15 protein-coding genes are annotated in these 12,080 nt (G+C 65.5%); 3 read left to right on the plus strand and 12 right to left on the minus strand.

Translation table 11 applies throughout. From position 1 onward, the window contains the following. Positions 1-216: 216 nt before the first annotated feature. The 11 genes from RXV88_RS11230 to RXV88_RS11280 all read right to left on the minus strand — a co-directional run bounded on the left by RXV88_RS11230 (position 217) and on the right by RXV88_RS11280 (position 7,717). Positions 217-399, minus strand: coding sequence for a hypothetical protein (locus tag RXV88_RS11230; RefSeq protein ID WP_316292875.1), 183 nt, complete (start codon positions 397-399; stop codon positions 217-219). 77 nt (positions 400-476) lie between these two features. Further along, positions 477-1,256, minus strand: coding sequence for a succinate dehydrogenase iron-sulfur subunit (locus RXV88_RS11235; RefSeq protein ID WP_316292876.1), 780 nt, complete (start codon positions 1,254-1,256; stop codon positions 477-479). 9 nt (positions 1,257-1,265) lie between these two features. Beyond that, on the minus strand, positions 1,266-1,544 hold the full coding sequence (locus tag RXV88_RS11240) for a hypothetical protein (RefSeq protein ID WP_316292878.1): 279 nt from the start codon (positions 1,542-1,544) through the stop codon (positions 1,266-1,268). A 29-nt stretch (positions 1,545-1,573) separates the two neighbouring features. Beyond that, positions 1,574-1,951 carry a hypothetical protein gene (locus RXV88_RS11245; RefSeq protein ID WP_316292880.1) on the minus strand — a complete coding sequence of 126 codons (378 nt, stop codon included), beginning with the start codon at positions 1,949-1,951 and terminating at the stop codon, positions 1,574-1,576. After that, positions 1,948-3,750, minus strand: a complete 1,803-nt coding sequence (sdhA, locus tag RXV88_RS11250; RefSeq protein WP_316292882.1) for a succinate dehydrogenase flavoprotein subunit — start codon at positions 3,748-3,750, stop codon at positions 1,948-1,950. Before sdhA ends, RXV88_RS11245 begins: the two co-directional genes overlap by 4 nt. A 60-nt stretch (positions 3,751-3,810) precedes the next feature. Continuing rightward, positions 3,811-4,182: a succinate dehydrogenase, hydrophobic membrane anchor protein gene (gene sdhD, locus RXV88_RS11255; protein WP_316292883.1), complete on the minus strand. Its 372-nt coding sequence runs from the start codon at positions 4,180-4,182 to the stop codon at positions 3,811-3,813. Positions 4,183-4,195: 13 nt separating this feature from the next. After that, positions 4,196-4,579 (minus strand): succinate dehydrogenase, cytochrome b556 subunit, encoded by a 384-nt coding sequence (sdhC, locus tag RXV88_RS11260; RefSeq protein ID WP_316292885.1) that lies wholly within the window; start codon positions 4,577-4,579, stop codon positions 4,196-4,198. Positions 4,580-5,064: 485 nt separating this feature from the next. Beyond that, entirely contained in the window at positions 5,065-6,096 is a 1,032-nt protein-coding gene (locus RXV88_RS11265) for a MaoC family dehydratase (protein ID WP_316292887.1), read from the minus strand. A gap of 2 nt (positions 6,097-6,098) precedes the next feature. After that, complete coding sequence (locus tag RXV88_RS11270) at positions 6,099-6,302, minus strand: DUF1737 domain-containing protein (protein ID WP_316292889.1); 204 nt, start codon at positions 6,300-6,302, stop codon at positions 6,099-6,101. 4 nt (positions 6,303-6,306) lie between these two features. Next, positions 6,307-6,855, minus strand: coding sequence for an NnrU family protein (locus RXV88_RS11275; protein ID WP_316292891.1), 549 nt, complete (start codon positions 6,853-6,855; stop codon positions 6,307-6,309). 4 nt (positions 6,856-6,859) lie between these two features. Next, positions 6,860-7,717, minus strand: coding sequence for a CoA ester lyase (locus tag RXV88_RS11280; protein WP_316292892.1), 858 nt, complete (start codon positions 7,715-7,717; stop codon positions 6,860-6,862). 327 nt (positions 7,718-8,044) lie between these two features. Here RXV88_RS11280 and RXV88_RS11285 point away from each other — a divergent pair, with 327 nt between their 5' ends. Continuing rightward, on the plus strand, positions 8,045-8,359 hold the full coding sequence (locus tag RXV88_RS11285) for a hypothetical protein (RefSeq protein WP_316292894.1): 315 nt from the start codon (positions 8,045-8,047) through the stop codon (positions 8,357-8,359). 68 nt (positions 8,360-8,427) lie between these two features. On the opposite strand, the gene RXV88_RS11290 is transcribed toward RXV88_RS11285, so the two are convergent. Beyond that, complete coding sequence (locus RXV88_RS11290; RefSeq protein ID WP_316292895.1) at positions 8,428-9,180, minus strand: sulfite exporter TauE/SafE family protein; 753 nt, start codon at positions 9,178-9,180, stop codon at positions 8,428-8,430. A 164-nt stretch (positions 9,181-9,344) separates the two neighbouring features. Between RXV88_RS11290 and mdh the strand changes: the two genes are divergently transcribed. Beyond that, positions 9,345-10,307 carry a malate dehydrogenase gene (gene mdh, locus RXV88_RS11295; RefSeq protein WP_316292896.1) on the plus strand — a complete coding sequence of 321 codons (963 nt, stop codon included), beginning with the start codon at positions 9,345-9,347 and terminating at the stop codon, positions 10,305-10,307. 145 nt (positions 10,308-10,452) lie between these two features. Beyond that, complete coding sequence (locus RXV88_RS11300; RefSeq protein WP_316292898.1) at positions 10,453-11,967, plus strand: hypothetical protein; 1,515 nt, start codon at positions 10,453-10,455, stop codon at positions 11,965-11,967. The last annotated feature ends 113 nt before the right edge of the window (positions 11,968-12,080 follow it).

Here is a 12,080-nt window from a genome sequence, read left to right on the forward strand (position 1 = left end):
GGTCATCTCCAATCAGACCCGGCCGTGTCCGGTTTCCCGGCATGAGACCGCTCAGTTCCAAGGGAGACGTTACCGTCGCTACGTAACCGCGTGGGTGTTGAATTGCCCACCTCGACAGAGGTGCGTGCGTTGGCGTCCTTGAGCGCGCATATGGGCCGTCAACGGGATTCGTTCAAGCGGTTTTTTCGGCCCGCCGCGAAATCCTCCGCACCTTTTTCAAGTGTTGTCCCGAAGACACGTTTTCGGCCTTTCGCCGCGCGCCGTGGCCCCGCAATAGACACAGCGCCACGACGTCTCGCCCCCCTCGCGCCGCATCCGCCACCGGCAAAGCCGGGTGGCGCGGTTCTGAAAGACGGCGATCAGGATGAAGGCCAGGATCAGACCGGCGATGACAAGCATCCCACCCCCTCAGACCAGAGCGCCCCACGGGACGGCGGGCGGGGCGATGTCGCCTTGGCGACGAGCGGCGCGCGGCGTCACACCGCGCGTTCGACCATCATTTTCTTAATCTCTGCAATGGCCTTGGCGGGGTTCAGACCCTTGGGACAGGTCTTGGCGCAGTTCATGATCGTGTGGCAGCGATACAGCTTGAAGGGATCCTCCAGCTCGTCCAGACGCTCGCCCGTCGCCTCGTCGCGGCTGTCGATGATCCAGCGGTAGGCATGCAGAAGCGCCGCCGGCCCCAGATAGCGATCACCGTTCCACCAGTAGCTCGGGCACGAGGTCGAGCACGAGGCGCACATCACGCATTCATACAAGCCATCCAGCTTCTTGCGGTCCTCGATCGACTGCTTCCATTCTTTCGCCGGACGGTTGGTCTTGGTCTCCAGCCAGGGCATGATCGAAGCATGCTGGGCGTAGAAATGCGTAAGGTCGGGGATCAGGTCCTTGACCACCGGCATATGCGGCAGCGGGTAGATCGCCACGTCGCCCTTGATCTCGTCCAGCCCGTAGATACAGGCCAAGGTGTTGATCCCGTCGATGTTCATCGCACAGGACCCGCAGATCCCCTCGCGGCACGACCGGCGGAAGGTCAGGGTCGGGTCGATTTCGTTCTTGATCTTGATCAGCGCGTCCAGAACCATCGGCCCGCATTTGTCCAGGTCGACGAAATAGGTGTCGACCCGGGGATTTTCCCCGTCGTCCGGGTTCCAGCGGTAGATCTTGAACTTGCGGACATTCGTGGCCCCTTCGGGTTTGGGCCAGGTCTTGCCTGTGCGGATCTTCGAATTCTTCGGGAGGGTCAGCTGAACCATGTCTCTCTCCTATTGAAGCAGGGCGGGCAGGCCTTCGGCTGCCAAACATGTGAGCGTCTCGGGCTTCGAGACGATATCGGAAACGATCTGTACGGTGCTTTCGGTGGGGCCGGTCACGCCATCGAGCGCGAGCGCGCGGATCTGGGTGGCGTTGGCGTTGTCGATGACGCAATCGAGCGTGGGCTCCAGCGGCACGCCGGGGAAGCGTTCGGTCAGAACCGGCGTCACCGCCGCGCGGGCGGCGTCGCGCGCAAACGCGTCCTGCGCCTGCGGCGAACAGGCGGTCAACGCGGCGCAAGCCGGCAGCAGGATATGGCCTAGCGCCCGCAATACACACCTTTGTAAAGAAAGGGTGCGCCCGGCGGGCAGACCGCGTTGGACGGTTTTGGCGGCGCTGGCTCGGGTGCGGGCGCAGGCGCGGGCCGCGACTGCGGCAGCGGCTTGGGCTTGGCGGCGGCCATCGCTGCCTTGCGCTCGATGCAGGCGTTCAGGATCGCCGCGCCCTCTGCCGTGCCGTCGTCCACCGGCGTGACCAGCGGCACCGCCTTTTCGACATCATAGGCATAGGCCCCCGGCACGTCGTTTTCCAACAGACACTGGGTGGCGAGATCCGCCTCCTCCACATCCGTGCAGGCGGCAAGCCCGAACCCGGCGGCCAGCGCCGCCGTGGCCAGCGACAGACGCGCGCCGATCAAAACGTGCGCTCCTTCGGCGCGATCTTCTTGAGCGCGATACCGCCCTGCTTTTCGCCGGTCAGCGGATCGGTGATCACCGGGCGGTAGCTGAGATCGGTCTTGGCGCCGTCGACGCGGGCGATGGTGTGCACGCGCCAGTTTTCGTCGTCCCGGGTGGCGTAATCCTCGTGCGCATGGGCGCCGCGCGATTCCTTGCGCGCCTCGGCCCCGACGATGGTCGCCAGCGCGTTGGGCATCAGGTTCGTCAGCTCCAGCGTCTCCATCAGGTCGGAGTTCCAGACCAGGCTGCGGTCGGTGACCTGGATATCGTCCAGCTTGCCCGCGATGGAGGTCATCTTCTCGACCCCGGCCTTGAGCGTCTTGTCGGTACGGAAGACGGCGGCGTCTTCCTGCATCGTCTTCTGCATTTCCAGCCGCAGCTCGGCGGTGGGCGTGTTGCCTTTGGCGTTGCGGATGCCGTCGAAGCGATCGAAGGCCTTGTCGATGGCGACCTTGGGTGCTGCGGGCGTCGCGGTTTCGGGATCGACCACCTTGCCCGCGCGGATCGCCGCGGCGCGGCCGAATACCACGAGGTCGATGAGCGAGTTGGAGCCCAGACGGTTCGCGCCGTGGACCGATGCGCAGCCCGCCTCGCCCACGGCCATCAGGCCCGGGACGATTGCGTTCTGATCGGCCTTGGTCGGGTTCAGCACCTCGCCCCAGTAGTTCGTGGGGATGCCGCCCATGTTGTAGTGCACCGTCGGCAGGACCGGGATCGGTTCCTTGGTGACATCGACACCGGCAAAGATCTTGGCCGACTCCGAGATGCCCGGCAGGCGCTCGGCCAAAGCCTCTTTCGGCAGGTGCGAGAGGTTGAGGTGGATGTGGTCGCCATCCGCGCCCACGCCGCGGCCTTCGCGGATTTCCATCGTCATGCAGCGGCTGACATAGTCGCGCGGGGCCAGATCCTTGTAGTTGGGCGCGTAGCGTTCCATGAAACGCTCGCCCTCGCTGTTCGTCAGATAGCCGCCCTCGCCGCGCGCGCCCTCAGTGATGAGGCAGCCCGAGCCGTAGATACCGGTGGGGTGGAACTGCACGAATTCCATGTCCTGCAGCGGCAGGCCCGCGCGCGCCACCATACCACCGCCGTCACCGGTGCAGGTGTGCGCCGAGGTGGCGCTGAAATAGGCGCGGCCATAGCCGCCGGTGGCCAGCACGACCATCTTGGCGTTGAAGACGTGCATGGTGCCGTCGTCGAGCTTCCAGCAGAGCACACCCTTGCATTCGCCGTCTTCCATCAGCAGGTCGATGGCGAAATACTCGATGTAGAACTCGGCATTATTCTTGAGTGACTGACCATAGAGCGTGTGCAGGATGGCGTGGCCGGTGCGGTCGGCGGCGGCGCAGGTGCGCTGCACCGGGGGGCCTTCGCCGAATTCAGTGGTGTGGCCGCCGAAGGGACGCTGATAGATCTTGCCCTCTTCGGTGCGGCTGAACGGCACGCCGTAATGTTCCAGCTCATAGACCGCCTTGGGCGCTTCGCGGGCGAGGTATTCCATCGCGTCGGTGTCGCCCAGCCAGTCCGACCCCTTGACGGTGTCGTACATGTGCCATTGCCAGTTGTCCGGCCCCATGTTGGCCAGGCTCGCGGCGATGCCGCCCTGGGCCGCCACGGTGTGCGAGCGGGTCGGGAAGACCTTGGTCACGCAGGCGGTGCGCAGGCCCTGTTCGGCCATGCCCAGCGTGGCGCGCAGACCGGCCCCGCCGGCGCCCACCACCACGACGTCGTAATCGTGCGTTTCGTATTCGTAAGCTGCCATGTTGCTACCTGTTCGGTCTGGGGCGGCGGCGCGCGCCTGCCCGATGTTCCATTGCGGCGGTCAGAGCGCCATCCGGGCGACGGCGAAGACGCCCACCGCCATGGCGCCGTAGCTGACGCAGGTCATCAGAAGGATCAGCACCTTTTCCCAGACGCCGTGGACGTAATCCTCGATCAGGACCTGCACGCCGTCGTTGAAATGCTTGAAGCCGACGATGATGGTCAGCCCTGCGACGATCGCCGGGAAGGGGCGCGCGAAATAGGCGGTCACCTCTTCGTAGGTGCCCCCAAGGATGCCGCCGAAGGTGAAGACGAAGAGCGGGATCAGGATCAAGAGCGCCACCGAGGACACTTTCATCGCCCAGAAATGCTCGGTCCCCTTTTTGGCCGAACCCCAGCCGACGGCGCGTTTGCGGTCTGTCAGAAATGCCATTGTCGGGGTCTCCTTAGATGAGGGCGACGGTGAGCAGGGTCAGCACGACCGACCCGCCGATGACGGCGTAGCCGAGCTTGTAGGCGGTCTCGAGGTCGAGGCCGACGGCGTAGTCCCAGATCAGGTGCCGGATGCCCGCCAGCGTGTGATACCAGAGCGCCCAGAGCGACAGGAACAGCACCAGATCGCCGAACCACGAGGTCAGGACCGCGTTGGCGAAGTTGAAATATTCCTCCGAGGTCGCGGCGGCCAGCAGCCACCAGACGATCATCAGCGCCGCCACGATCAGCGCGTTGCCGGTGATGCGGGTGAGGATCGAGGTGATCGAGGTCAGCTGCGGGCGATAGATTTGCAGATGCGGTGACAGGGGGCGGTTGCCCCGGTTCACGTCGGCCATGAGATGTCCTTTCGGTTCCCTTGCCTTTGGTTCTAATGGTTTTTACGCCGCTGTCACGGGACAGCAGCGCCGGGGGGCGCGGTTTTTTGGCGCAACCGGGTGGTTTTCCGGTGTTTTGTGATCACGTCAAAATCTGTGTGATCACAAGAATGGGGCGCCGCTTTGGTGATAGCGCCACCAGCGGGCGGCGGTGGCAGCGCGATTCCCTGCAGAACCTGCGGGCGGCTTTTCCGAACAATCGTTCAGCAGAGCCAAAGTCGCGGAATCAAGGCCGTAAGGCCGCCGCGACCGGCGCCTGCCCGTGGGGTGGCGCTGCAACGAAAAGTCTACGCGCTTTATCCTCGCCAAGTCATTGCTCCGAATGACCGGTGCGCCCACGTCGACAAAGCGCCAGCCCGCCGGGACGGGCAGGCGCTGGTCGCGGCGGCCTTACGGCCTTGATTCCGCGACTTTGGGGCGTTTGACGAAGGTTTACCCCGTGCCGCTCAAACCGGCATCAGCGCCCAGTAATCCAGATCGAGCAACACATGCGGCAGGTACTTGCCGTCCTCGCCCTTCAGCGTGAAGGGCTCGCCGCCCTTGGTCGCCACCAGCCGCAGGCGCAGCGCGCCGACGCCGGGGGCCGGGGTCTCGGCCTTGTCCAGCACCTCGGACCAGGCGCGGATCGTGTCGCCGGCGAAACAGGGGGTGGCGTGGGCACCCGCGTTCAGCCCAACGATCATCTGCGCATTCGCCAGACCGTTGAACGACAGCGCGCGCGCCATCGAGATGACGTGCCCGCCATAGATCAGCCGCTTGCCGTCGTCGCGGTTGGTAGCGTCGAAATGCACCTTGGCGGTGTTCTGCCAGAGGCGGGTGGCGAGCATGTGCTCGGCCTCTTCCACCGTCACGCCGTCCACATGGTCGATCTTTTCGCCGACCGCGTAATCGCCCCAGCGGTGCGGCTCGCCCGCGAGGGTGAAATCGTAGCGCGTGAAATCGAGCCCTGCGGGGATCGCCAGATCGTAGGCGGCCAGGGCGGGCTTGAGGCTAGGCAGTACGGTGTCGGGCGCGGGCGCATCAAGGTCGCGCTTGCGCACCATGACCCAGCGGCAGAATTCCATCACGGTCTCGCCCCGCTGGTTGAGCCCTCGGGTGCGGACATAGACCACGCCGGACTTGCCATTGGAATTCTGCTTGAGCCCGATCACCTCGGAGGTCGAGCGCAGCGTGTCGCCGGGCCAGACCGGGGCCAGCCATCGGCCCTCGGCATAACCCAGGTTAGCGACGGCGTTCAGCGAGATGTCGGGCACGCTCTTGCCGAAGACCGTGTGAAAGGCCGCTAGATCGTCGATGGGCGAGGCCGCCAGCCCGCAGGATTGCGCGAAGGCGTCCGAGGAATAGAGCGCATGACGCGCTGGGTAGAGCGCGTGATAGAGCGCCCGCTCGCCCCCCGACAGGGTGCGCGGCACGGCGTGGTCGATCACGTCGCCAAGCGTGTAATCCTCGAAGAAACGGCCGGGGTTGGTCTTCGCCATGCTTATTGTTCGCTCAGTTTCATATCCGGGGAATAGGTGCCGTCGGCCTCTTTCACCACCGCCTGCCCGCAGCGCATCACGCCGTTGGCGGCGTCGAAGGCATAGGTGGGATCGCCGTGCAGCTCCCAGCCCTTGTTCAGCGCGGCGGTGACCTTGTGGCAAAAGGCAGACGTATCGTCGGCGGTGAGAAAACGGTAGAGTTTCATGCGCTTACCCCGGGAACGGCCAGACGCCCAGCCAGTTGTGAACGGCGGTGATGCCGGCGAAGACAACCAGCGTGATGATCACCAGCTTGACGTCGCCCTTGGCCTCGCCCGGCGCGGGGCGGTCCCATTCGACCGAGCGGTTGATCACGATCACCTCGGCCACGGCCCAGGCCAGCAGGCCGCCGAAGAGCACGATCGAGGCCAGATCGCCGTTGACCAGCAGATGCGCGACAGCCCAGATCTTGACCGAGGTCAGCTGCGGATGGCGCATCTTGCCGCGCAGCCGCCCGGTGGTGGCGGACATGCCGAAGACGAAGACCGCGATCAGCATCAGCAGGTTGTTGATGTGCACCAGGAAGGCGGGCGGATACCAGACCGAAATGAACTCGGCCCCGCGATAGCCGAGGATCATCAGCACCAGCCCCGCCAGCACTCCAACCGCCACAGCAGCCTTGCCGGCGTCGCCCATGCCGGCACGGGCGTCGGGGGCGAGGCGTTTGAAGAGATGGGCGGCGGTCCAGAGGGCCAGACCGAGGACGAGAAGCGCGAACATTGGGTTACTCCGATGCGGTTTGGGCGATCGCCTCGGACTTTGCCAGTATTTCGCGGGCAGTGGCAACGTGCAGATTTTCCACGATCTTGCCGTCGACCACGGCAACGCCCTGGCCCTCGGCCTCGGCGGTCTCGAAGGCGGCGATCTGGCGGCGGGCCAGATCGACCTCGGCCTCGGAGGGGGCAAAGGCGGTGTTGGCGATGTCGACCTGCGCGGGGTGGATGAGTGTCTTGCCGTCAAAGCCCATGTCGCGGCCCTGTTCGCATTCGGCGCGCAGCCCGTCGTCGTCCTTGAAGGCGTTGTAGACGCCGTCGACGATGACGACGCCATGCGCCTTGGCCGCCAGGAGGCAGAGACCCAGACCTGCCATCATCGGCAGCCGGTCGGCGCGGAAGCGGGTCTGCAGTTCCTTGGCCAGATCGTTGGTCCCCATGACCATGCCCGCCAGCCTGGGATGCGCGGCGATGGCGGCGGCGTTGAGCATGCCCAGCGGCGTCTCCATCATCGCCCAGAGCGGCGTATCGTCGGCGATTTCGGCCAGCGCGTCGAGCTGCGCGGGGCTTTCGACCTTGGGCAGCAGGATGGCGTCGCAATCCATGGCGGCGGCGGCGCGGGCATCCTCGGCGCCCCATTCGGTATCCAGCCCGTTGATCCGAACGATCCGGGTGCGGTGGCCATAGCCGCCTTGCCCTAGCGCCGCCTTGAGCGTGGCGCGGGCGGCGGGCTTTTCGGCGACGGTTACCGCGTCCTCGAGATCGAAGATGATGGCGTCCACGGGCAGGCCGCGTGCCTTGTCCAGCGCCCGTTCCCTGGAGCCGGGGATGTAGAGCACCGAACGATAGGGGCGCGCGCGCATGTCCATGGCGATCTCCTTGTGTGATCTGGGCGTGGTCTGAACGTAACAAAGTTGCGCGGAATGGCGCATTTATTTCACAAAAGTGCAAGGGGATTTTTGCCGCAGCGCAGAAATGGGCGGCTGACCGGGGTGGAAATGTTTCGGATTGTCCGCAACGCGCACCGCGTTAACCCGATTTTGCCGGTCGCTCCGCAGGCTGGAGCGCACGACACCGGATGCCCTGACGCAGGGCCGAAACGGCCCTGCCCGCGTCCGGGAAACAGACCGCACCGAGCGGCAAGGGGGCACGGCAAAGCCGCCCCCGGCCGGTGCGGCAACCGGAAAGGGTACGATATGAGCAAGACATTCAGGATGGCGATGCTGGCGACCGGGCTGGTCTTCGGCGCCGCGACGCTCGCCAAGGCGCAGGGCCAGAATTGCGCGCCGCGCGAGGTCGTGGTCGAACAGCTGGCCAGCCGCTATGGCGAGACGCGGCAGAGCATGGGGCTGGGCAGAGACAACGCGATGATGGAGGTCTTTGCCTCGGCCGAGACCGGCAGCTGGACGATCACCGTCACCAGTGCGGGCGGGATGACCTGCCTGGTGGCGAGCGGGCAGGCTTTTGAGACGCTGGCCGAGGCGCTTCCGCCCGAGGGGAACGACGCCTGACGGAGGACGGATTGGGGGCGCTGCCCCCAAACCCCCGGGATATTTGAGGATCAGTGAAAAGGGGGCGGTCAGGTGAGCGCGTCCCAGATCAGCTTGGTCCCGGTGATCGTCAGCGCGGTGTAGGTGATCGAGAAGAAGAGCTTTTCGGGCACCATGCGGTGGGCCTTGATCCCCAGCCAGGTGCCCAGAAGCGCGAAGGGGATCAGTGCGAGGTCGAGCAGCAATGTCTCGCGCGTGAAGATGCCCATCCCGGCGTAAAAGCCCGATTTGAACAGATTGACCGCCCAGAAGACCAGCACGGTCGTCGATTGGTAGGCGGTCTTGGAGAGCCCCTGCCCCAGCATGTAGACCGCGGCCGCCGGGCCTCCGGCGTGGCTGACGAAGCTGGTGAAGCCCAGAACGCCCCCCGCCACGAGGCCCGTTCTGGCACCGAAGCGGGCGCCGAGCCGGATGAGGCCAAGGGCCTGTGCGGCCTGCCAGGTCACGAAGAGCAAAGCCACGGCGCCGATGATCAGCCGGATCATGTCGGCATCCGCCGATGCCCAGAAGAGCGCGCCGATGAAGGTGCCGGGCACCGCGCCCGCCAGCAGCACCCGGGCCACCGACCAATCCCATTTGCGCCAATAGGCCGGCAGGCTGGCCACGTCGATCAGCATCAGGAGCGGCAGCATCAGCCCCATCGCCACCGCCGGTTCCAGCACCAGCGCGAGAATCGACGCGCTGGCGAAGGCCACGCCCGACCCGAAGCCGCCCTTGGAGATCCCGGCGAAAATCACCGCCGGGACGGCCATCGCGAAGACGGACCAGGTCAGGAGTTCCATTGCGCGCGCGCCCTCTAAACCGCTTTCAGGCCTAGCCTTATCGCGGCTGGGGCGCGGGCGGTAGCCCCGCCGCGCGCACGCGCCGCAGCGCAGCGCTCTTGCGCGGGCGAGCCTGAGGCACTAGGCATCTGCGCAAATCCATCCAAGCACCGGAGAATATTTCCATGGCCAGACCCAAGATCGCCCTGATCGGCGCGGGACAGATCGGCGGCACCCTTGCCCACCTTGCCGCCATCAAGGAACTGGGGGATGTCGTTCTGTTCGACATCGCCGAAGGCACGCCCGAGGGCAAGGCGCTGGACATCGCCGAATCCGGCCCCTCCGAAGGGTTCGACGCGCGCCTCAAGGGCACGCAGGATTACGCCGACATCGCCGGTGCGGATGTCTGCATCGTCACCGCCGGCGTGCCGCGCAAGCCGGGCATGAGCCGCGACGACCTGCTGGGCATCAACCTCAAGGTCATGAAATCCGTGGGCGAGGGCATCGCCGCCAACGCTCCCGACGCCTTCGTGATCTGCATCACCAACCCGCTCGACGCGATGGTCTGGGCGCTCCAGCAGTTCAGCGGCCTGCCCGCCAACAAGGTCTGCGGCATGGCCGGCGTGCTGGATTCGGCGCGCTTCCGCCACTTCCTGAGCCTGGAATTCGACGTGTCGATGAAGGATGTCACCGCCTTTGTTCTGGGCGGGCATGGCGACACGATGGTGCCGCTGGCGCGTTATTCGACGGTGGCGGGCATCCCGCTGCCCGACCTGGTCAAGATGGGCTGGACCACGCAGGACAAGCTGGATGCGATCATCCAGCGCACCCGCGACGGCGGCGCCGAGATCGTCGGTCTGCTGAAGACCGGTTCGGCCTTCTACGCGCCCGCGACCAGCGCCATCGAGATGGCCGAGGCCTATTTGAAGGACCAAAAGCGCCTGCTGCCCTGCGCGGCGTGGTGCGACGGCGAATTCGGGCTGGACGGGTTCTATGTGGGTGTGCCGACGATCATCGGCGCGGGCGGCATCGAAAAGATCGTCGACATCAAACTGACCAAGGACGAGCAGGCGATGTTCGACAATTCGGTCAACGCCGTCAAAGGCCTGGTCGAGGCGTGCAAGGGCATCGACGGCAGCCTCGCCTGATCGCAGGCCTCTTTGAGCGGATGGAAAGCCCGGGCCGGTCCCGGGCTTTTTGCTGTCCGGACGGCGGCGGCGCAGAGGTTGACCTGCATCAAGCCGCGCAGGCGGGGGCGTCGATAGGCTCGGCCCGATGACGAAGGAGGTGCCGATGTTCATTCGACTGACCGGAATCTGCCTGGCGGCCACACTGGCGGCAGCCCCGCTTTGGGCGCAGGACAGCGCGCCGCCGATGGCCGAGGCCGGAATCGGGGCGCGGATCGAGGCGCTGGCGGCGGAGGACGGCCACGGATTCGAGCTTGGCATGTTGCAGACCCTGCGGGCGGTGGAACGCGCGTTGCAGACGGGCTATGCGCACGGGGCGACGGACAACATGATCGAGATCCCCGTGCTGCGGCTCTTCGGCGGAGAGATGAACCCCGATCCGCTGCCGACGCAGCCGGATACGCTGGCCAGGGGCGTCGGGCAATTCCTGGCCGATTTGGACCGGGCCCGCGCATTTCTCGAAACGATCCCCGAGGACGCCGAGCAGAGTTTCGAGCTGACGTTGCAGGACATCTGGTTCGATATCGACGGCGATGGCCGCCGGTCGGACATGGAAGGTGCGCTGGACATTCTGGCGCCAGAGATCCTCGGTTGGCGAGCGATGCGCACGGTGCGGGAGGGCGATCTCTTTGCGCAGCCGATCACCATCCGGTTCGACGCCGCCGACCAGGAATGGCTGATCGCCTATACGCATATGCTGTCGGGGCTCGGCGAGGCGATCCTGGCCTTCGACCCGACACCGGTGATCGCTGATCTGGCGGTCGGCCTGGACGGCCTGTCGCGTGCGCCCGAAATTCCCAACCCCTTCGATCAGGAGGCGGTCAGGACGCGGCTGGCGCAACTGAACACCGAGCTGTCGGCGCTGACGGGCCCCATCGACGAACTGCAATCCGAGCAGCGGGCGCTGTGGAGAGAGCGCTCAGACCTGCGGGATGCGCGGGAAAAGGCCGGTGACGCCAACGAGATCGCCGCGCTTGACGCGCAAATCGCCCATCTTGGCGTGAAAACGGCGGACATCAGCGCCGAGTTGCGGCCGCTGATCGCCCAGCGCTCGGAATTGATGAGCGCGATACGGGATGAAGAGACCAGGCTGACGGTCGCCCCGATGGCGCAGATGAAATTTCGCGAGGACTTCCAGTTCGAAATCGACAGCCTCTACATCCTGATCAAGACCCTGCGGCAGACGCCCGACGCTGATCGTGTGCGCGCGGTACGGGACCACTGGAAAGCGATGATCGCGCACAACCGGACGTTCTGGGCGCGGCTGGACAAGGAAACGGACAACGACCGGGAGTGGATCCCCAACGCGCTCCAAAATTCGGCCTTGCCGCTGGAGCTGCCCGACGGTGTGGGCGAAAGCTGGCTCGGTGTTCTGAACGATGCCGAGCAGGTGCTCGACGGCAAGCTTCTGGTGCCGCACCCGCTCTTGCCGAGGGGCTACGGCGTCAATCTGGGGGCGTGGTTCGACGATCCCTCCTCGCTGGATCTCGTGGACTGGATCCACGGCCGCGGCGCCTATCCCTATGCCGCGCGGGGGCCGCATATCTCGGATTTGAGATGGAACCTGTTCAACGAAATGGTCGGCGGAAACGCCGGCAGCTTTGCGATCTTTTTCAATTGATCCCCGGCCGGGGCCGCCGGGGCGACTCGCCCGGCGGCTCTGGCGGGGTTTGGCGCGGTGTATCCAAGCGCTTTGTGATCACACATTTTTTCGTGTGATCACAAATGTCGCTT

It is taken from the genome of Aestuariicoccus sp. MJ-SS9, assembly GCF_032586235.1.
In the GTDB taxonomy this organism is placed as follows: Bacteria; Pseudomonadota; Alphaproteobacteria; order Rhodobacterales; family Rhodobacteraceae; genus Aestuariicoccus.